The sequence below is a fragment of the Brevundimonas sp. DW-iso22 genome (assembly GCF_058725425.1).
In genome coordinates, this window is record NZ_JBZXEB010000002.1 from 295,666 (window position 1) to 312,425 (window position 16,760).

Genomic DNA, 16,760 nt, shown 5'->3' on the forward strand with positions numbered 1-16,760 from the left:
CCTCAAGGCTCCGTCACCGGCAAGGTGTCGACCGGATCGCCGTCGCTCTGCGGCACCGCAATGCCCAGCAGACGGCCCAGCAGAGGCTGCACATCGACGCTGTCCAGGCCGGTCAGCCGTCGCCCCTTAACGACCCCGGAGCCGTGGGCGATGAACAGAGCCGCCATTTCCGGCGAGGCATTGTCATAGCCATGCGCCCCGCCCTCGCGCGTCACGGGCCGCGCCCGTGTTGCCAGCAGCCAGCCCGGCTCCGAGGCACAGACGATGGCCGGAACGCGAGGATGGTCCCCAAGAACGAACCGCGCGGGAATCTCACTCTTGCGCCAGCACTCCAGATGCGGACGCGAACCCAACAGCCCCGCCTCGACCTCGGCCTCGCGGCCGGGAACCGGGTTCAGGAAGGTCGCTGCACCGGAATAGACGATCCGCACCGCCTCCGGATCGATCAGGTCGTCGATATAGGTCACCCGGTCCGGGGAAGTAGCGGCCATGCCGTGGTCGGACACGATCACCAGCACCGTCCGTTGGTACAGACCCCGCGCTTGCAACCCCTCGATCAATCGCCCGATCGAGGCATCCACAGCGCGAACGGCTTCTGTGGTCGCGGCTCCATCCGGTCCGTGATTGTGCCCTGCGGTATCGACGATGTCGAAATACAACGTGGTCAAGGCAGGACGCTGGTCTTGCGGCAAATCCATCCAGCCTAGAACCCGATCCACCCGCACATTGTCCGGCATGGACTGGTCGAACTCGGTCCAGTGCGTCGGGCGTACGCCGCGGATGTCCGCCTCCGACCCCGGCCAGAACATGGTGCCGGTGACCAGTCCCGCATTTTCCGCCGTCACCCAGATCGGCTCGCCGTCATCCCACCACCGCCGGTCGGTCACGGCTTCCTTGTTGCGCAGGCTGAAGGACCCCAGCTCGGCGTCGATCATATTGTTGCCGACAATCCCGTGGTTGTCAGGATGCAGGCCCGTGACCAGCGTATAGTGGTTGGGGAAGGTCACACTGGGGAAGGACGGTCGCATTGGCCCGCTGGCCCCATCGGCAGTCAGTTGTGACAGCACCGGCGTGATGCCCTTGTTCAGATAGTCCGGCCGGAACCCGTCGATTGAGACAAGGATCACCAGCGGCCGTTCGGCCTGCGCCGGGGCCATCGGCACGCTTGCGCAGGCCCCCAGAAAAGCGGTCAGGGCCAGGACGGCAATACGGTTCAACATGCAGACAAATCCGAAAACTGGGGTGACGAACATTGCCTAACCTTAATCCAAGACAGGCCCAAGACGGCTTGTCGCAACGTCCGGTGCCGGGCAGGTTGGCTTGCATGAACGCTGTGATCGAAACACGGGGTCTGACCAAGACCTACGGCACCGTCCACGCCCTTGCCGGGCTGGACCTGACCATTCCCAAGGGCGGCGTCTACGGCGTGCTGGGGCCGAACGGGGCGGGCAAGTCCACGCTGTTCCGCATCCTGCTGGGCCTGATCCGGCCGACGCAGGGCTCGGCCACGGTGATGGGTGGCGCCATCGGTGACATCACCTCGATGCGCCGCATGGGCTCGATGATCGAGACGCCGCGCTATCCCCCCTATCTGACCGCGCGTCAGGCGCTGAAGTGGCTGGCGCTCAGCCATGGCATGTCGAACACCGTCGACATCCCGCGCTGGCTGGACCGTGTGGGTTTGACCGAGGCGGCGGACCGGCGCGTGCGCGGTTTCTCCGTCGGCATGCTGCAGCGGCTCGGCGTCGCCGCGGCCCTGCTGAACGAACCGGAGCTGATCATCCTCGATGAGCCGACCAGCGGCATGGACCCTCCCGGCATTCAGGAGATGCGGGCCCTGATCCGCTCGCTGGCCCATGACGACGGGGTGACCGTGGTCCTGGCCAGCCACCAGCTGCTGGAGGTCCAGCGCGTCTGCGACCGAGTGGCCATCATGAACAAGGGCCGTCTGGTCCGCGAGGGCACGGTCAGCGAGCTGACCTCTGTCGGCGAACGGCTCAGCCTGTCGGTCACCCCCATCGCGCGCGCGCTGGACGTGCTGGGCACCAAGGGTAAGCACGAGGGCGACGCCGTCCTGGCCGACGTCCCGCGCAACGAGGGGCCGGCCGTCATCCGCGCCCTGGTCGAGGCCGGGATCGATATCAACGAGGCACGCTGGGTCGGTACCGACCTGGAGAGCATCTTTTTCACCGAGACGGGCGCCGTCCAGACGCCGGAGGCCCGCTAATGATCGTCGATGCCATCCGCGCCGAAGGCTTCCGCCTGTCCAAGAGCCGCACGACCTGGTTCTGGAGCGTGTTCTTCGCCCCCATCCTGTCGCTGATCTTCGGAATCATCGGGGTGGTCTTCCTGAAGGCCAACGAAGCGCAGATCGCGGCCCAGACGGACTTGCCGCCCGAGGTCATTGCCATGATGGCCAGCACGCCGATCAATCTGGCAACTGAATTGGTCGCGGCGGCGGGCAAGCTGGACAGCATCTTGTTGTTACCGTTCGTCCTGATCGGGGCGGCGACCCTGTATGCCGCCGACTACCGCTGGGAGACGTGGCGGCTGATCAGCGCCCGCAACAGCCGGACCAACCTTCTGCTCGGCAAGCTGGCCATCGCTGCACTGCTGACCCTGATCGCCGTTTTCGTGATGCTGCTCAGCGGCGTGGCAGAAACCTTCATCCGTGCGGCTACCTTCGAGCGCCCGCTTACGTTCAATGTCACCGGCGAGGCGATCGGCGGCTTCTTCGCTCTCGGAGGCCTGTCCTTCCTGCGGGTCATGCAGTTCACGATGCTGGCCCTGCTGACGGCTGTGGTGACCCGGTCGCTGCTGGCGGCCCTGTTCGTGCCGCTGGTCGTGGCCGTGGCGCAGTTTTTCTCGCCCCAGCTGTTCCTGACCATGGGCATGCAGCCGGATGCCTGGCTGCCGGTTCTGGCGAATCCGTCTGGCGCAATCGAAGCGCTGAAGGCCATCGCCTCCGGTGCAGGCTCAACCCTGCCCGAGGGGCTGGCGCTGAAGGCCTGGCTGAGTATGGCCCTTTGGACCCTGCTGCCTATCGCTGGAGCCCTGTTCTGGTTCAAGCGGCAGGACCTGTCGAAGGAGTAGGCCCTACAGCCGCTTCTCCATGAAGACGTCGGCCCGCGCATAGGGCGTGGGCTGAGGCGGCAAGGTGACGAAGCCGAAGCTGCGGTATAGCTGCCCGGCAACCGTCAGGGCGCTGCTCGTCTCCAGATAAAGGCGTGGGGCCCCGGCGGAGCGCGCCGTCGCCTCGCAGGCCTCCAGAAGTTGCCGCGACAGCCCCTTCCCCCGTGCGGACGGCGTAACGGTCATCTTGGCGACTTCGAAGCCGCCGTCGTCCATGGCCATCAGCGCGCAGCAGCCCACAGCCTGCCCGTCCCGCTCCACCATGAAGATGTGCCCGCCCGCATCAAGGATCGACCCTTGCGGGTCACCAATGACCTTTCGATCCTTGGCCTCGATCTCGAAACCACCCTCCCGCAGCCAGGCGGTGTTCAGCGCGGCCCAGGCCTCGACGTGGTCGGGGCGGAAGGGGATGATGCGAGGCTCGGTCATGCCGTTCGCCTACCCTTGCCGTTGCGATGCGACAAGCCGCGCTCAAGCAGCGCGCCGTCGCGCGGCAAACGATTGTGCCAAACGAAAAGAGCGGCTGGATCGCTCCAGCCGCTCTCGGATCTTCGACAGGGTCGAAAAGGCTTAAGCCTCGTCGTCGCCCTGCACTTCATAGACGGGACCGGAGTCCAGACCCTTGGCGTCGGCGTCGCGATCGACGAACTCGATCACGGCCATGGCGGCGTTGTCGCCGTGGCGGAAGCCAGCCTTCATGATGCGGATATAGCCACCGCTACGGTCGGCGTAACGCGGGCCGATCGTTTCGAACAGCTTGCCGACCTGCGGCACGTCACGGACGTGGCTGATGGCCTGACGGCGAGCGTGCAGGTCGCCGCGCTTAGCGAGCGTGACCAGCTTCTCGACGAAGGGCCGCAGCTCCTTGGCCTTGGGCAGGGTCGTCTTGATCTGCTCGTGCTTGATCAGCGACGCAGCCATATTGGCGAACATGGCGGTCCGGTGGGCGCTGGTGCGTCCGAGCTTGCGATAGGCGGCGCCATGGCGCATCGGGGTCTCTCCTACTCAACCCTGGTTTCCGCATATCACCGGCGGACCTGGGGCTTTCACATTCTAACCGCTCCGCGGTCCGGGTGGACCAAGGGCGGAGGGTTGAAACTAGATCTGGTCGTCGAACTTCTTGGCCAGGTCTTCGATGTTTTCGGGCGGCCAGTTGGGCACATCCATGCCCAGCGACAGACCCATGGTCGTCAGAACTTCCTTGATCTCGTTCAGCGACTTGCGGCCGAAGTTCGGGGTGCGAAGCATTTCGCCCTCGGTCTTCTGGATCAGGTCGCCGATGTAGACGATGTTGTCGTTCTTCAGGCAGTTGGCCGAACGGACCGACAGTTCCAGTTCGTCGACCTTCTTCAGCAGAGCCGGGTTGAACGGCAGGTCAGGCTTGCCGTCCGTGGCTTCCACGGCCTTCTTGGGCTCGTCGAAGGTGATGAAGATCTGGAGCTGGTCCTGCAGGATGCGCGAGGCATACGCCACGGCGTCCACGGGGCTGACAGCGCCGTTGGTTTCGACTTCCAGGATCAGCTTGTCATAGTCCAGCGACTGGCCCTGACGGGTCGGCTCGACGCGATAGGCGACGCGCTTGACCGGCGAATACAGGGCGTCGACGGCGATCAGGCCGATCGGGGCGTCTTCCGGACGGTTCAGCTCGGAGGCGACGTAGCCCTTGCCGTTCTGGACGGTCAGTTCCATGCGCACCGAAGCGCCGTCATCCAGCGTGCAGATCACGTGGTCGGGGTTCAGAACCTCGATGTCGGCAGGCACGTCGATCTGGCCGGCCGTGACCGGACCAGGGCCGGTGGCCTTCAGCGTCATGCGCTTGGGACCCTCGGCGTGCATGCGCAGCGCCAGTTGCTTGATGTTCAGGACGATGTCGACCACGTCCTCTCGCACGCCTTCCAGCGACGAGAATTCATGGACCACGCCGTCGATCTGGATGGCGGTGACGGCGGCACCTTGCAGCGACGACAGCAGCACGCGGCGCAGGGCGTTGCCGAGCGTCACGCCGAAGCCGCGCTCGAGAGGTTCGGCCACCAGGCGGGCCTTGCGCTGGGCGTCCGAGCCGGCCTCGATCTGGGGCTTTTCGGGACGGATCAGCTCTTGCCAGTTTCGTTCGATCATGGGTGTCCCTCGGAAACGGAGTTCGCCGGTCCCTCGCTCCTCGTCAGGGGCGCCAGGACCGGCGGAGAATAGAAGTCGGTGAAGGTACGCTTAAACGCGGCGGCGCTTGGGCGGACGGCAACCGTTGTGCGGCATCGGCGTGACGTCGCGGATGGTGGTGATGGTCAGGCCGACCGACTGCAGCGCGCGCAGGGCCGATTCACGACCGGAACCGGGACCCGAAACGTTCACTTCCAGCGTCTTGACGCCGTGTTCCTGGGCCTTCTTGCCGGCATCTTCGGCAGCCATCTGGGCGGCGTAAGGGGTCGACTTGCGCGAACCCTTGAAGCCCATGTGGCCCGACGACGACCACGAGATCGCGTTGCCTTGGGCATCGGTGATCGTGATCATGGTGTTGTTGAACGAAGAGTTCACATGGGCGACGCCCGAGGTGATGTTCTTGCGCTCGCGCTTCTTTACGCGACCCGGTTCCTTGGCCATGTGTCTGTCTTACTTCTTCTTGCCGGCGATCGGCTTGGCGGGACCCTTGCGGGTACGAGCGTTGGTGTGCGTGCGCTGGCCGCGGACCGGCAGGCCCTTGCGGTGACGCAGGCCGCGGTAGCAGGCCAGATCCATCAGACGCTTGATGTTCATCGACGTCTCGCGGCGCAGGTCACCCTCGACCGTGTGATCCTTGTCGATCGTTTCGCGAATCTGCAGGACTTCGGCGTCCGTCAGCTGGTTCACACGACGCGCGGGCTCGATGCCCACCTTGGTCGTGATTTCCTTGGCGGCGTGCGGGCCGATGCCATGGATGTACTGAAGCGCGATTTCCACGCGCTTGTTGGTCGGGATATTGACGCCAGCGATACGGGCCACGAAACTCTCCAGATACGCGTTTGCGGACGCAACAAACGCTCCGGTCAACAGACCAGGAGCGCCGACGCCCTTCGCGGAAGCGGGCCTTATACAGGGGATTCAGATGTCGTCAACGCCTAAGGGCCTGATTGTGCCTCTGCAGTGAGGGATCAGGGCTCGAAACGGACCGTCACGGTCACGCCCTGATCGGCCTGAATCTGCCCATTCTCGGTCGGGGGCTGAAATCGGTAAAGCGGGGCCAAGGTCAAGGCCGCCGACCCGAAGCCGATGCCGGGCGGTGTCTCGCTCACAACGGCACAGCGGTCCAACCGGCTATCGGGCTGGATGATACAGCGCATGACCGCCGTCCCGCGCTGACGCAGCCGTGGATCGATCCGACGGTGCGCCCGACCGATGTCGTCCCGGCTGGGGCCTCTGACAAAGCGCGGCGGCGTGGAGCCTGTGCCTGGACCGGTGCCCGAGCCGATACCTGTCCCCTGCCCTGTCCCCTGGCCACCAAGACCTTGGCCCGGCTGTGGCGTGGCGACCGGCGCGACGCCGACGACCAGGTCCGGTTGCGGTGCCTGAACGGCCGGCGCGGGCAACTCCGGTGGCACGGGTCGCGGGCGGGGCGGCACATGGATGCGCGAGGGGGCAGCGGAGGCCCCACCCCCGGCTTGCGGACTGGGCGGAGCTGGTGCGGGGACAATGGGCGGCGGAGGCACCGGCGGGCGGAACAGCAGGACCTCAAAGGCCGGCGGGTCCGCTTCTCTCATAACGGGCTCGGGGCTGCCCATTCCGGACAGGGCGAACAAACCCAGGTGCAGGCCGGCCACGGCCACGACGATGCCGGGCAGAAGCCGCCTGTCAGATCGCAAGGGGGATGAGCCGGTGTCCACACCGCCACTTATGCCACGTCCCGCATGAACACGGCGAGCGCAGGCGTGTCAGCCGCCATTCAGGCAACGGGTTCAGGCGGCCTTGGCCAGCGCCTTGTCGATCGCACCGGAGACGGCCTCGATGGAGCTCATGCCGTCGACCTCGGTCAGCAGGCCCTTTTCGGCATAGTAGGGCAACAGCGGCGCAGTGTTTCGGTTGTAGGCGTCCAGACGAACCTTGAAGCTGTCGGGATTGTCGTCCGGACGGCCCTGGTCGGCAAAACGGCTGGCAACGCGGCTCAGCAGGGCCTCGTCGTCGACCTTCAGCCGGATAACGTGATCGATCTTCTTGCCCAGCTTGGCCAGCATGGCGTCCAGAGCCTCGGCCTGAGCCAGGGTGCGGGGGAAGCCGTCGAAAATGGCCCCGCCGGCATCCTCGGCCGCCTTCAGCTGGGCCTCGATCAGGGCGATGACGACCGCGTCGGGCACGAGGTCACCGCGCGACATGATCGCCTGGCACTCCTGGCCCAGTTCTGAGCCCGAGGCGATGGCCTCGCGCAGCATGTCGCCGGTCGAGAGCTGGATCATGCCCCGCGTCTCGACCAGACGCTTGGCCTGGGTGCCCTTGCCCGCCGCAGGCGGACCAAACAGGATCACATTCATCGCGGCCTCCCCCGAACGATCAGTTCTAGCGCCGGACCGGGGCGGTGTTGCCCTTGGTCCGCGTCTGGCCGCGACCCCGCAGCTTGGCCTTCTTGATCAGACCTTCGTACTGATGGGCCAGAAGGTGCGACTGGATCTGGGCGACAGTGTCCATCGTCACCGACACCACGATCAGGATCGATGTACCGCCAAAGGCCAGACCGGCCCCGAAGTTGGCGATGATCATCTCGGGGATCAGGCAAACGGCGGTGATGTAGGCGGCACCGATGGTCGTCAGGCGGGTCAGCACATAGTCCAGATATTCGGCCGTACGCTTGCCGGGACGGATGCCCGGCAGGAAGCCGCCGTATTTGCGCAGGTTCTCGGCCGTGTCCTCGGGATTGAAGGTGATCGAGGTGTAGAAAAAGCAGAAGAAGATGATCAGCAGGCCGTACAGGATCATGAATACCGGCTGGCCATGGCTCAGCTGGCTTGTCACCGCTGGTAGCCACGACAACCATGCGGGCAGGTTCGCGGTCGCCGTGAACTGCGCCACCGTGGTTGGCAGCATCAGCAAGGACGAGGCGAAGATGGCGGGGATGACACCCGCAGTGTTGACCTTCAGCGGCAGGAACGAGCGCTCGCCCCCGGCCATGCGGTTGCCTTCCTGGCGCTTGGGATACTGAATCAGCAACCGGCGCTGGGCCCGCTCCATGAAGACGATGAACACGACCGTTGCGACGGCAATCAGCGTGATCAGCAGCAGGATGAACACCGACAGCTGACCCTGCTGTGCCAGGCCGAACATACGGGCAATGGTGCCGGGAAGAACGGCCACGATACCGGCAAAGATGATCAGCGAGATGCCGTTGCCGACGCCGCGTGCCGTGACCTGCTCACCCAGCCACATCAGGAACATGGTCCCGCCGGTCAGGCAGGTTATGGTGGAGATGATGAAGAACAGGCCCTGATCCTCAACCAAGCCCGGCTGCGCGTTCAGACCGATAGCGATACCGGCCGACTGGAACAGCGCCAGCACGACGGTCAGATAGCGGGTGTACTGGTTCAGCTGCTTGCGGCCGCTCTCGCCACCTTCCTTGCGCAGCTTTTCCCAGGGCGGATAGACCGCGCCCATCAGCTGCACGATGATCGAAGCAGAGATATAGGGTGTGACGTTCAGGGCGAAGACCGCCATCCGTTCCACCGCGCCGCCCGAGAACATGTTGAACATGTCCAAGATGCCACGCTGCCCATCTGGGTTCTGGAAGAACTGCAGAAAGGCTTCCGAGTTGATCCCCGGGATCGGCACATAGGTCCCGATGCGATAGACCAGCAGGGCCAGGAGCGTGAACAGCAGACGCTTATGCAGCTCGGTCGCTTTCGCGAACGTGCCCATGTTCATGTTTGCTGCGAGTTGTTCGGCGGCCGAAGCCATATGTCGTCACCCCGACTGATCAGAACGCGGCGCACCTGAGACTGACTCGGGCGCCACGGTCCAGATAGGTGAAGGGCGCCCTCTTAGCGAGAGCGCCCCCCAGCTTATTTTTTGGAGGCAGTCCGCGTTGTGCGGGCCGAGATCTTGTTGGCGTCGCCACGCGGCGCCTTGGGAGCCGGAGCCTTGCCCTTGGCGGCGTTGCGCTTCTCGACGCGCGCGGCGGCCTTGGCTTCAGCGGCGATACGCTCCTGAACCACGGTGCCACCGGCAGCTTCGATGGCCTTGATCGCGCCAGCCGAAGCCGACCAGACTACCAGGTTCAGCTTGCCCTTGATCTCGCCGGTGCCCAGCAGACGGACGCCGTCCTTGACGCGACGGATCACGCCGGCGGCGACCAGAGCGTCGCCCTTGATCTCGTTCTTGATGTCAAGCTTGCCGCCGTCGATGGCGTCCTGCAGACGCCACAGGTTCACTTCGGCCAGCTTCAGAGCGTTGGGATTGTTGAAGCCACGCTTGGGCATACGCATGTAAAGCGGCATCTGGCCGCCTTCGAAGCCGCCGATGGCGACGCCGGAACGCGACTTCTGACCCTTGACGCCACGGCCGGCGGTCTTGCCCTTGCCCGAACCGGGGCCACGGCCGACGCGCATGCGCTTCTTGTGAGCGCCCTCGTTGTCGCGGATTTCATTCAGTTTCATGTGCCTGATCCTTTCGGGTTCTAGCGCTGCTCGTGTGTACACGGACAACTCGGCGGTCAAAACGAAGGGCCGCTTCTAGGCGGCCCTTGTCCGTAGTGCAATACGCCAGACGCCTTCCCCCGGTCCGGGAGAGGGCAGCAAGGCTTACTTTTCGACGATCTCGGTCAGGTGGGCGACCTTGGCGATCATCCCGCGAACCGAAGGCGTGTCTTCCAGCGTGGACTCACGACCCATGCGGTTCAGACCCAGACCCACCAGGGTGGCGCGCTGGTCGTTCTTGCGGCGGATCGGCGAACCGGTTTGCTTGACGGTGACGGTCTTGGCGTCAGTCTTCTTGGACGGGGCCATCATCAGGACTCCACAGCTTCGGGTGCCGAGGCACCGTCATTGCGACGACCCATCAGGTCCGCGACCTTCTTGCCGCGCTTGTTGGCGACCTGGCGAGGCGAGGACTGGACCTTCAGAGCCTCGAAGGTCGCACGGATCATGTTGTAGGGGTTCGACGAACCGGTGGACTTGCCGACGACGTCCTGGACGCCGAGGGTTTCCAGCACGGCACGCATCGGACCGCCCGCGATGACGCCGGTCCCGGGAGGGGCCGCACGCATCATGATCTTGCCGGCGCCCCAACGGCCGTTGCCGTCATGGTGCAGGGTGCGGTTTTCACGCAGCGGCACGTGGATCATCGTCTTCTTGGCTTCTTCGGTCGCCTTGCGGATGGCTTCCGGCACTTCGCGTGCCTTGCCGTGACCGAAGCCGACGCGGCCCTTGCCGTCACCGACGACCATCAGGGCGGCGAAGCTGAAGCGACGGCCACCCTTCACGGTGGCGGCGACGCGGTTGATGTGGACCAGCTTCTCGACGATGTCCGATTCCGGACCGTCGGCCTGGGGGCCATTGCGGTTGTCACGACGATTGCGGTCGTTGCCGCCGCCGCCACGTTGGGGTGCTTGCGCCATGCGTCCCGTTCCTTAGAAATTCAGGCCGGCTTCACGCGCGGCTTCCGCCAGCGCCTTCACCCGACCGTGATAAATGTAGCTGCCGCGGTCGAAGACGACGTCCTTGACGCCCTTTTCGATCGCACGCTCGGCGACCAGCTTGCCGATACGGGCCGCTGCGTCGACGTCCGAACCCTTGGACTTCGCACCCTTGTCGCCTTCCAGCGACGAGGCGGCGGCGACCGTGACGCCATTGAGGTCGTCGATGATCTGGGCCGAGATGTTCTTGTCCGAACGGTGGACCGACAGGCGCAGACGACCGCCGGAGACGGCCTTGAGGCGGCGACGGTTGCGCTCCGAGCGGCGCTTGGCTTGTTGTTGCAGAGAAAGAGCCATGACCTACTTCTTCTTGCCTTCCTTGCGCCGGACCTTTTCGCCCGTGTAGCGCACGCCCTTGCCCTTGTAGGGCTCTGGCGGACGCAGCTTGCGGATGACGGCGGCGATCTGACCCACGGCCTGCTTGTCAGCACCCGAGATCTTGATTTCAGTCTGCTTGGGCACCGCAAAGGTGACGCCGGCAGGCGGTTCGATGTCCACGTCGTGCGAGAAACCGAGCTGCAGCGACAGGGCATTGCCCTTCATCGCGGCACGATAACCGACGCCGACCAGGTCCAGGCTCTTTTCAAAGCCGGTGGTGACGCCCGTGACCATGTTGTCGACCAGGGTGCGCGACAGGCCCCACATGGCGCGGCCACGCTGGGTGTCGGTACGCAGACCCAGGGTCAGACCCTCGGCGTCCTGGGACACTTCGATTTCCTCGGCGACGGTCCAGGAGCTTTCGCCCTTGGGACCCTTCACCGACACGGTCTGACCGTCGAGCGTGATAGTCACGCCCTTCGGAACAGCGATGAGACGTTTGCCGATACGGGACATATCAGTAGACCCTGCAGAGGACTTCGCCGCCCACATTGGCGTCGCGCGCCGCAGTGTCCGACATAACGCCCTTGGACGTGGAGAGGATCGAGATACCGAGGCCGTTCTTGATCGGCTTCAGATCGGTGATCGCGGAATAGACGCGACGGCCGGGCTTCGAAACGCGGGCGATCTCGGCGATCACGGGCGCGCCGTCGAAATACTTCAGCTCGATCTCGAACTGCGGGAACTCGCCCGGGTTCTGAACCAGGTTATAGCCGCGGATGTAGCCTTCGTCCTGCAGCACGTCGAGGACGCGCTGGCGCAGACGGGAAGCCGGGGTGAGCACCTTGGAACGCTTGCGTGTCGCCGCGTTCTTGATGCGAGCGATCATGTCGCTCAGGGGATCGTTGATCATCATGTCTGTCGCTCCCCTTACCAGCTGGACTTCGTCAGGCCCGGGATCTGTCCCAGGTTGCCGAGTTCACGCAGGGCGATCCGGCTCATCTTGAGCTTGCGATAGAAGGCGCGCGGACGGCCCGTCACTTCGCAGCGGTTACGAATCCGGCTGGCCGCAGAGTTGCGCGGCAGTTCCGCCAGCTTCAGGCGCGCCTCGAAGCGCTCCTCCAGCGGCAGGGATTCATCGTTCGCGGTCGCCTTCAGGGCGGCGCGTTTGTCGGCGTATTTCGCGACGAGGGCCTTGACCATCTCGTTACGGTTTACGGCGCTTTTCTTTGCCATTGTGCTTTTCCCTTCCCGCTCAGTTCGTCACGAACGGGAACTTGAACTCGGTCAGAAGCGCGCGTGCTTCGTCATCAGTCCTGGCCGTGGTGCAGACGATGATGTCCATGCCCCACATCTGGTCGATCTGGTCGTAGTTGATTTCCGGAAACACGATGTGCTCCTTCAGGCCCATGGCGTAGTTGCCACGACCGTCGAAGGACGTCGGCTTCAAGCCACGGAAGTCTTTCACGCGCGGCAGGGCGATCGTGATCAGACGGTCCAGAAACTCGTACATCTGGTCGCCGCGCAGCGTAACCTTGCCGCCGATGACCATGCCCTCACGCAGCTTGAAGCCGGCGATTGAGTTGCGAGCCTTGGTCGGCACGGGCTTCTGACCGGCGATAGCCGCCAGATCCTTGAGCGCGGCGGTGACCTTCTTGGAGTCCGCGACCGCCTCGCCGACACCCATGTTCAGGACGATCTTGTCCAGCTTGGGCATCTGCATGGGGTTGGAATAACCGAACTTCTCGGTCATCGCAGCCTTGATACGGTCGTTGTAGTCGCTCTTCAGGCGGGGTGTGTATTTGGTGTCGGCCATTAGATGACGTCTCCCGTCGTCTTGGCGAAGCGAACCTTCTTGCCGTCTTCCATACGGAAGCCGACGCGGGCTGCCTTGCCGTTGGCGTCGGCGATCGCGACGTTCGACAGGTGAAGCGACGCTTCCTTGTTCTTGATGCCGCCCTGGGGGTCGGCCTGGGTCGGACGGGTGTGGCGCTGGACCATGTTGATCCCCTGCACCAGGACGCGGTTCGTGGTCGGGAGCACTTTCGTGACCTTGCCCGTACGGCCCTTGTCCTTGCCGGTCAGGATGACGACGTTGTCGCCGGTTTTGATCTTGGCGGCCATGACTACAGGACCTCCGGAGCCAGCGAGATGATCTTCATGTGGTTCTTGGCGCGCAGTTCGCGGGGAACCGGGCCAAAGATCCGCGTGCCGACCGGCTCGTTCTGTTTGTTGACGATGACGGCAGCCGACTTGTCAAAACGAATGACAGAGCCGTCCTTGCGCATGATGTCCTTGGCCGTGCGGACGACGATGGCGCGAACCACCTCACCCTTTTTCACGCGGCCGCGCGGAATGGCTTCCTTGACGGAAGCGACGATCGTGTCGCCCACCGAGGCGTAGCGGCGCTTGGAGCCGCCCAACACCTTGATGCACATGACCCGGCGAGCACCCGAATTGTCGGCTACCTCCAGGTTAGTTTGCATCTGGATCATGGGATCCGATCCTTCTTAAGACGCGGAGGCGGTGGACGAGTCCGACAGGACTTCCCAGCGCTTCAGCTTGGACTTCGGGGCGCACTCGACGATACGGGCCTGGTCACCGACCTTCAGGGCGTTCGCTTCGTCGTGGGCGTGGTACTTCTTGGACAGGCGCACGATCTTTTTCATGACCGGGTGCAGCAGCGTGCGCTGAACGACGACAACGACAGTCTTGTCGCCCTTGTCGGACACGACCACGCCTTCGAGAATACGTTTGGGCATCGTGGTTTCCTTAACCCGCTGCGCGGTTCGCACGCAGAAGCGTGGAAATGCGAGCGATGTCTTTGCGCACTTCACCGACCCGGTGAGTTTTTTCCATCTGGCCGGTGGCCGCCTGGAAACGCAGGTTAAACTGTTCCTTCTTGAGCTTCAGCAGCTCGTCGGCCAGTTGGTCGGGCGTCTGGGCCCGCAGATCGGCGATCTTGGTCATGCGCCTACATGCTCCACATGAGCGACGCCGGCATCCAGGCGGGTGACCACCTTGGTACGGACCGGCAGCTTGGCAGCACCGAGGCGCAGCGCTTCACGAGCGATGTCGTCCGGCACGCCGTCGATTTCGAACAGGATGCGACCGGGGTGGCAGCGCGCCGCCCAATGGTCCACCGCGCCCTTGCCCTTGCCCATCCGGACTTCGGCCGGCTTGCCCGTGACGGGCAGGTCGGGGAAGACGCGGATCCAGACGCGGCCCTGACGCTTCATCTGGCGGGTGATCGCGCGGCGAGCCGCCTCGATCTGACGCGCCGTGATGCGTTCTGGCTCGACAGTCTTCAGGCCGTAGGAGCCGAAGTTCAGCGAGAAGCCACCCTTGGCAGCGCCATGGATGCGGCCCTTGAAGGCCTTGCGGTACTTGGTCTTTTTAGGTTGCAGCATGACTTAGCCCTCACGCCCGCGACGTTGGCCGCGATCACCGCGCGGACCACCGCGTTCGCGGCCTTCGTTGGACGACGGGCCGGAAGCTTCCTGGGCCCAACGCTTGTCCTGTGCCATCGGATCGTGTTCCAGGACTTCGCCTTTGAAGACCCAGACCTTCACGCCGATGATGCCGTAGGTCGTCTTGGCCTGGATGAAGCCATAGTCGATGTCGGCACGCAGGGTGTGCAGCGGCACGCGACCTTCGCGGTACCATTCCATCCGCGCGATTTCGGCACCGCCGAGGCGACCCGACACGTTGATGCGGACGCCCTTGGCACCCAGGCGCATGGCCGACTGCATGGCGCGCTTCATGGCGCGGCGGAAGGCGATCCGGCGTTCCAGCTGCTGCGCGATGTTCTCGGCGATCAGCTGGGCGTCCGTCTCGGGCTTGCGCACTTCGACGATGTTCAGGTGAACTTCACCCTCGGTACGGTCCGAGATGTCCTTGCGGAGCTTCTCGATGTCGGCGCCCTTCTTGCCGATCACGACGCCCGGACGGGCGGCATAGATCGTGACGCGGCACTTCTTGTGCGGACGCTCGATGATGATGCGCGAGACACCAGCAGCTTGCAGGCGCTCTTTCAGCCACGTGCGCAGCTTCAGGTCCTGGTGCAGCAGCTTGGAGTATTCGTCACCGCGGGCGAACCAGCGGCTATCCCACGTGCGGTTGATGCCGAGACGCAGGCCAACCGGATTGATTTTCTGACCCATCAGGCGGCCTCACCAGCTTCGCGGACCACGATGGTGATCTCGGCGAAAGGTTTCAGGATGCGCGACGAACGACCACGAGCACGGCTCGCGAAACGCTTCATCACCAGGTTCTTGCCCACGAAAGCCTCGGCGACGATCAGGTTGTCGATGTCGAGGTTGTGGTTGTTTTCGGCGTTCGACACGGCCGAATACAGCACCTTGCGGACGTCGGTGGAGATGCGCTTGCGGCTGAATTCCAGCTCGTTCAGCGCCTTCTGCACCGGCAGGCCACGGATCGACTGGGCGACCAGGTTCAGCTTCTGAGGGCTGATCCGGACGTTCGTCAGCTTGGCGCGGGCTTCGGTCGGGGCGACCCGACGGGGGTTTTTGGTCTGGGCCATCAGTTACTTCCTTTTGGCCTTCTTGTCCGCCGCGTGCCCGGGGAACGACCGGGTCGGGGCGAACTCGCCGAACTTCATGCCGACCATTTCTTCGGAGACCGACACCGGCACATGCTTCATGCCGTTGTGGACGCCAAAGGTCAGGCCGACAAACTGCGGCAGGATGGTGGAGCGGCGCGACCAGGTCTTGATCACGTCCTTGCGGCCCGACGACGTAACGGCGTCGGCCTTCTTGAGCAGATACCCGTCGACAAACGGGCCTTTCCAGGAGGAGCGAGCCATCGGTTAGCGAGCCTTCTTAACGTGGCGGGTACGGATGATGTATTTGTCCGTCGCCTTGTTCTTGCGGGTACGAGTGCCCTTGGTGTCCTTTCCCCACGGCGTAACCGGGGTACGACCACCAGAGGTCCGGCCTTCACCACCACCGTGCGGGTGGTCGATCGGGTTCATGGCGACGCCGCGAACGTGCGGACGGAAGCCCATGTGACGCTTGCGACCGGCCTTGCCCAGGTTCTGGTTCATGTGGTCGGGGTTCGAAACCGCGCCCACCGTGGCCATGCAGCCGTCCAGGACCATGCGAAGCTCGCCGGAGCCGAGGCGAATCTGGGCGTAACCCTGATCGCGACCGACCAGCTGGGCATAGGCACCGGCCGAACGGGCCAGTTGAGCGCCCTTGCCAGGCTTCATCTCGATGTTGTGGATAATCGTCCCGACCGGCACCGAGCGCAGCGGCATGGCATTGCCAGGCTTCACGTCGGTCTTTTCGCCGGCCACCACCGTGTCGCCCGCCTTCAGGCGTTGCGGCGCGATGATGTAGGCCTTTTCGCCGTCCTCATAGACGATGAGGGCGATGAAGGCGGTCCGGTTCGGATCGTATTCCAGGCGTTCCACGGTCGCCGTGGCGAACTTGCGACGCTTGAAGTCGATCTTGCGGTACAGGGTCTTGGCACCACCGCCGCGGAAGCGGACGGCGATACGACCACCGGCACCACGACCGCCTGACTTGGTCAGGCCTTCGGTCAGCGACTTCTCGGGACGGCCTTTATGCAGTTCCGAGCGGTCGATCAGCACCAGGGCGCGACGGCCCGGCGATGTCGGGTTGTATGTTTTCAAGGCCATCTG

The 16,760-nt window shown here is 64.3% G+C and carries 28 protein-coding genes; 2 read left to right on the forward strand and 26 right to left on the reverse strand.

Going from position 1 to position 16,760, the window contains the following annotated elements; genetic code table 11:
• Positions 1–2 precede the first annotated feature (2 nt).
• Positions 3–1,220: an alkaline phosphatase family protein gene (locus AC4PRM_RS01355; protein ID WP_492038519.1), complete on the reverse strand. Its 1,218-nt coding sequence runs from the start codon at positions 1,218–1,220 to the stop codon at positions 3–5.
• Positions 1,221–1,324: 104 nt separating this feature from the next.
• On the opposite strand from AC4PRM_RS01355, the gene AC4PRM_RS01360 reads away from it, so the two are divergent.
• Positions 1,325–2,227 carry an ABC transporter ATP-binding protein gene (locus AC4PRM_RS01360; protein ID WP_492038520.1) on the forward strand — a complete coding sequence of 301 codons (903 nt, stop codon included), beginning with the start codon at positions 1,325–1,327 and terminating at the stop codon, positions 2,225–2,227.
• Entirely contained in the window at positions 2,227–3,093 is an 867-nt protein-coding gene (locus AC4PRM_RS01365; RefSeq protein ID WP_373255739.1) for a hypothetical protein, read from the forward strand. The genes AC4PRM_RS01360 and AC4PRM_RS01365 overlap by 1 nt, the downstream gene beginning before the upstream one ends.
• Before the next feature lie 3 nt (positions 3,094–3,096).
• On the opposite strand, the gene AC4PRM_RS01370 is transcribed toward AC4PRM_RS01365, so the two are convergent.
• The 25 genes from AC4PRM_RS01370 to rplB all read right to left on the reverse strand — a co-directional run bounded on the left by AC4PRM_RS01370 (position 3,097) and on the right by rplB (position 16,757).
• Positions 3,097–3,561 (reverse strand): GNAT family N-acetyltransferase, encoded by a 465-nt coding sequence (locus AC4PRM_RS01370; RefSeq protein ID WP_373255740.1) that lies wholly within the window; start codon positions 3,559–3,561, stop codon positions 3,097–3,099.
• 141 nt (positions 3,562–3,702) lie between these two features.
• Entirely contained in the window at positions 3,703–4,122 is a 420-nt protein-coding gene (gene rplQ, locus AC4PRM_RS01375; protein ID WP_373255741.1) for a 50S ribosomal protein L17, read from the reverse strand.
• 108 nt (positions 4,123–4,230) lie between these two features.
• Positions 4,231–5,250 (reverse strand): DNA-directed RNA polymerase subunit alpha, encoded by a 1,020-nt coding sequence (locus AC4PRM_RS01380; protein ID WP_373255742.1) that lies wholly within the window; start codon positions 5,248–5,250, stop codon positions 4,231–4,233.
• A 90-nt stretch (positions 5,251–5,340) separates the two neighbouring features.
• The gene (gene rpsK, locus AC4PRM_RS01385; RefSeq protein WP_183213186.1) at positions 5,341–5,730 is read right to left on the reverse strand and encodes a 30S ribosomal protein S11; all 390 of its coding nucleotides are present in this window, start codon (positions 5,728–5,730) and stop codon (positions 5,341–5,343) included.
• Positions 5,731–5,739: 9 nt separating this feature from the next.
• Complete coding sequence (gene rpsM, locus AC4PRM_RS01390; RefSeq protein ID WP_373255743.1) at positions 5,740–6,108, reverse strand: 30S ribosomal protein S13; 369 nt, start codon at positions 6,106–6,108, stop codon at positions 5,740–5,742.
• A gap of 149 nt (positions 6,109–6,257) precedes the next feature.
• Positions 6,258–6,965 carry a TonB family protein gene (locus AC4PRM_RS01395; RefSeq protein ID WP_492038521.1) on the reverse strand — a complete coding sequence of 236 codons (708 nt, stop codon included), beginning with the start codon at positions 6,963–6,965 and terminating at the stop codon, positions 6,258–6,260.
• A gap of 93 nt (positions 6,966–7,058) precedes the next feature.
• The gene (locus AC4PRM_RS01400) at positions 7,059–7,628 is read right to left on the reverse strand and encodes an adenylate kinase (protein WP_492038522.1); all 570 of its coding nucleotides are present in this window, start codon (positions 7,626–7,628) and stop codon (positions 7,059–7,061) included.
• 25 nt (positions 7,629–7,653) lie between these two features.
• Positions 7,654–9,042 carry a preprotein translocase subunit SecY gene (gene secY / locus AC4PRM_RS01405; RefSeq protein WP_492038523.1) on the reverse strand — a complete coding sequence of 463 codons (1,389 nt, stop codon included), beginning with the start codon at positions 9,040–9,042 and terminating at the stop codon, positions 7,654–7,656.
• Between the two features lie 104 nt (positions 9,043–9,146).
• Positions 9,147–9,740 carry a 50S ribosomal protein L15 gene (gene rplO / locus AC4PRM_RS01410; protein WP_487923218.1) on the reverse strand — a complete coding sequence of 198 codons (594 nt, stop codon included), beginning with the start codon at positions 9,738–9,740 and terminating at the stop codon, positions 9,147–9,149.
• A gap of 144 nt (positions 9,741–9,884) precedes the next feature.
• Positions 9,885–10,088 (reverse strand): 50S ribosomal protein L30, encoded by a 204-nt coding sequence (gene rpmD, locus AC4PRM_RS01415; RefSeq protein WP_373255747.1) that lies wholly within the window; start codon positions 10,086–10,088, stop codon positions 9,885–9,887.
• 2 nt (positions 10,089–10,090) lie between these two features.
• On the reverse strand, positions 10,091–10,699 hold the full coding sequence (gene rpsE / locus AC4PRM_RS01420; RefSeq protein ID WP_373255748.1) for a 30S ribosomal protein S5: 609 nt from the start codon (positions 10,697–10,699) through the stop codon (positions 10,091–10,093).
• A 12-nt stretch (positions 10,700–10,711) separates the two neighbouring features.
• Positions 10,712–11,074 carry a 50S ribosomal protein L18 gene (gene rplR, locus AC4PRM_RS01425; protein WP_373255749.1) on the reverse strand — a complete coding sequence of 121 codons (363 nt, stop codon included), beginning with the start codon at positions 11,072–11,074 and terminating at the stop codon, positions 10,712–10,714.
• 3 nt (positions 11,075–11,077) lie between these two features.
• A complete protein-coding gene (gene rplF / locus AC4PRM_RS01430; protein ID WP_373255750.1) occupies positions 11,078–11,611 on the reverse strand; it encodes a 50S ribosomal protein L6 in 534 nt (177 codons plus the stop codon).
• Position 11,612: 1 nt separating this feature from the next.
• Positions 11,613–12,011, reverse strand: a complete 399-nt coding sequence (gene rpsH, locus AC4PRM_RS01435; RefSeq protein WP_373255751.1) for a 30S ribosomal protein S8 — start codon at positions 12,009–12,011, stop codon at positions 11,613–11,615.
• 14 nt (positions 12,012–12,025) lie between these two features.
• Positions 12,026–12,331 (reverse strand): 30S ribosomal protein S14, encoded by a 306-nt coding sequence (gene rpsN / locus AC4PRM_RS01440; protein ID WP_373255752.1) that lies wholly within the window; start codon positions 12,329–12,331, stop codon positions 12,026–12,028.
• A 19-nt stretch (positions 12,332–12,350) separates the two neighbouring features.
• Positions 12,351–12,911 carry a 50S ribosomal protein L5 gene (rplE, locus tag AC4PRM_RS01445; RefSeq protein ID WP_373255753.1) on the reverse strand — a complete coding sequence of 187 codons (561 nt, stop codon included), beginning with the start codon at positions 12,909–12,911 and terminating at the stop codon, positions 12,351–12,353.
• Positions 12,911–13,219 (reverse strand): 50S ribosomal protein L24, encoded by a 309-nt coding sequence (rplX, locus tag AC4PRM_RS01450; protein ID WP_373255754.1) that lies wholly within the window; start codon positions 13,217–13,219, stop codon positions 12,911–12,913. Before rplX ends, rplE begins: the two co-directional genes overlap by 1 nt.
• A 2-nt stretch (positions 13,220–13,221) precedes the next feature.
• Positions 13,222–13,590 (reverse strand): 50S ribosomal protein L14, encoded by a 369-nt coding sequence (gene rplN, locus AC4PRM_RS01455; RefSeq protein ID WP_292174470.1) that lies wholly within the window; start codon positions 13,588–13,590, stop codon positions 13,222–13,224.
• A 15-nt stretch (positions 13,591–13,605) separates the two neighbouring features.
• A complete protein-coding gene (gene rpsQ, locus AC4PRM_RS01460; RefSeq protein WP_296170908.1) occupies positions 13,606–13,857 on the reverse strand; it encodes a 30S ribosomal protein S17 in 252 nt (83 codons plus the stop codon).
• A gap of 10 nt (positions 13,858–13,867) precedes the next feature.
• On the reverse strand, positions 13,868–14,065 hold the full coding sequence (gene rpmC, locus AC4PRM_RS01465; protein ID WP_292174474.1) for a 50S ribosomal protein L29: 198 nt from the start codon (positions 14,063–14,065) through the stop codon (positions 13,868–13,870).
• Entirely contained in the window at positions 14,062–14,505 is a 444-nt protein-coding gene (gene rplP, locus AC4PRM_RS01470) for a 50S ribosomal protein L16 (RefSeq protein WP_292174476.1), read from the reverse strand. The genes rpmC and rplP overlap by 4 nt, the downstream gene beginning before the upstream one ends.
• 3 nt (positions 14,506–14,508) lie before the next feature.
• The gene (gene rpsC, locus AC4PRM_RS01475; protein ID WP_373255755.1) at positions 14,509–15,258 is read right to left on the reverse strand and encodes a 30S ribosomal protein S3; all 750 of its coding nucleotides are present in this window, start codon (positions 15,256–15,258) and stop codon (positions 14,509–14,511) included.
• Positions 15,258–15,638, reverse strand: a complete 381-nt coding sequence (gene rplV / locus AC4PRM_RS01480; protein WP_292174481.1) for a 50S ribosomal protein L22 — start codon at positions 15,636–15,638, stop codon at positions 15,258–15,260. The genes rpsC and rplV overlap by 1 nt, the downstream gene beginning before the upstream one ends.
• Before the next feature lie 3 nt (positions 15,639–15,641).
• A complete protein-coding gene (rpsS, locus tag AC4PRM_RS01485) occupies positions 15,642–15,920 on the reverse strand; it encodes a 30S ribosomal protein S19 (RefSeq protein ID WP_373255756.1) in 279 nt (92 codons plus the stop codon).
• 3 nt (positions 15,921–15,923) lie between these two features.
• Positions 15,924–16,757, reverse strand: a complete 834-nt coding sequence (gene rplB, locus AC4PRM_RS01490) for a 50S ribosomal protein L2 (RefSeq protein ID WP_373255757.1) — start codon at positions 16,755–16,757, stop codon at positions 15,924–15,926.
• Positions 16,758–16,760 lie beyond the last annotated feature (3 nt).

What these genes read in the sequence shown, in the direction of transcription:
- rplV (WP_292174481.1), bottom strand. Translation starts at nt 15,638, where the DNA reads ATGGCCCAGACCAAAAACCCCCGTCGGGTCGCCCCGACCGAAGCCCGC.
- rplN (WP_292174470.1), bottom strand. Translation starts at nt 13,590, where the DNA reads ATGATCCAGATGCAAACTAACCTGGAGGTAGCCGACAATTCGGGTGCT.
- rplB (WP_373255757.1), bottom strand. Translation starts at nt 16,757, where the DNA reads ATGGCCTTGAAAACATACAACCCGACATCGCCGGGCCGTCGCGCCCTG.
- rplE (WP_373255753.1), bottom strand. Translation starts at nt 12,911, where the DNA reads ATGGCCGACACCAAATACACACCCCGCCTGAAGAGCGACTACAACGAC.
- AC4PRM_RS01355 (WP_492038519.1), bottom strand. Translation starts at nt 1,220, where the DNA reads ATGTTGAACCGTATTGCCGTCCTGGCCCTGACCGCTTTTCTGGGGGCC.
- AC4PRM_RS01360 (WP_492038520.1), top strand. Translation starts at nt 1,325, where the DNA reads ATGAACGCTGTGATCGAAACACGGGGTCTGACCAAGACCTACGGCACC.
- rplQ (WP_373255741.1), bottom strand. Translation starts at nt 4,122, where the DNA reads ATGCGCCATGGCGCCGCCTATCGCAAGCTCGGACGCACCAGCGCCCAC.
- rpmD (WP_373255747.1), bottom strand. Translation starts at nt 10,088, where the DNA reads ATGGCCCCGTCCAAGAAGACTGACGCCAAGACCGTCACCGTCAAGCAA.
- rpsH (WP_373255751.1), bottom strand. Translation starts at nt 12,011, where the DNA reads ATGATGATCAACGATCCCCTGAGCGACATGATCGCTCGCATCAAGAAC.
- AC4PRM_RS01400 (WP_492038522.1), bottom strand. Translation starts at nt 7,628, where the DNA reads ATGAATGTGATCCTGTTTGGTCCGCCTGCGGCGGGCAAGGGCACCCAG.
- rpsK (WP_183213186.1), bottom strand. Translation starts at nt 5,730, where the DNA reads ATGGCCAAGGAACCGGGTCGCGTAAAGAAGCGCGAGCGCAAGAACATC.
- rpsE (WP_373255748.1), bottom strand. Translation starts at nt 10,699, where the DNA reads ATGGCGCAAGCACCCCAACGTGGCGGCGGCGGCAACGACCGCAATCGT.
- rplR (WP_373255749.1), bottom strand. Translation starts at nt 11,074, where the DNA reads ATGGCTCTTTCTCTGCAACAACAAGCCAAGCGCCGCTCGGAGCGCAAC.
- rpsC (WP_373255755.1), bottom strand. Translation starts at nt 15,258, where the DNA reads ATGGGTCAGAAAATCAATCCGGTTGGCCTGCGTCTCGGCATCAACCGC.
- rpsS (WP_373255756.1), bottom strand. Translation starts at nt 15,920, where the DNA reads ATGGCTCGCTCCTCCTGGAAAGGCCCGTTTGTCGACGGGTATCTGCTC.
- rpmC (WP_292174474.1), bottom strand. Translation starts at nt 14,065, where the DNA reads ATGACCAAGATCGCCGATCTGCGGGCCCAGACGCCCGACCAACTGGCC.
- rpsQ (WP_296170908.1), bottom strand. Translation starts at nt 13,857, where the DNA reads ATGCCCAAACGTATTCTCGAAGGCGTGGTCGTGTCCGACAAGGGCGAC.
- rplX (WP_373255754.1), bottom strand. Translation starts at nt 13,219, where the DNA reads ATGGCCGCCAAGATCAAAACCGGCGACAACGTCGTCATCCTGACCGGC.
- AC4PRM_RS01370 (WP_373255740.1), bottom strand. Translation starts at nt 3,561, where the DNA reads ATGACCGAGCCTCGCATCATCCCCTTCCGCCCCGACCACGTCGAGGCC.
- rplF (WP_373255750.1), bottom strand. Translation starts at nt 11,611, where the DNA reads ATGTCCCGTATCGGCAAACGTCTCATCGCTGTTCCGAAGGGCGTGACT.
- rplP (WP_292174476.1), bottom strand. Translation starts at nt 14,505, where the DNA reads ATGCTGCAACCTAAAAAGACCAAGTACCGCAAGGCCTTCAAGGGCCGC.
- secY (WP_492038523.1), bottom strand. Translation starts at nt 9,042, where the DNA reads ATGGCTTCGGCCGCCGAACAACTCGCAGCAAACATGAACATGGGCACG.
- rplO (WP_487923218.1), bottom strand. Translation starts at nt 9,740, where the DNA reads ATGAAACTGAATGAAATCCGCGACAACGAGGGCGCTCACAAGAAGCGC.
- AC4PRM_RS01380 (WP_373255742.1), bottom strand. Translation starts at nt 5,250, where the DNA reads ATGATCGAACGAAACTGGCAAGAGCTGATCCGTCCCGAAAAGCCCCAG.
- AC4PRM_RS01365 (WP_373255739.1), top strand. Translation starts at nt 2,227, where the DNA reads ATGATCGTCGATGCCATCCGCGCCGAAGGCTTCCGCCTGTCCAAGAGC.
- rpsN (WP_373255752.1), bottom strand. Translation starts at nt 12,331, where the DNA reads ATGGCAAAGAAAAGCGCCGTAAACCGTAACGAGATGGTCAAGGCCCTC.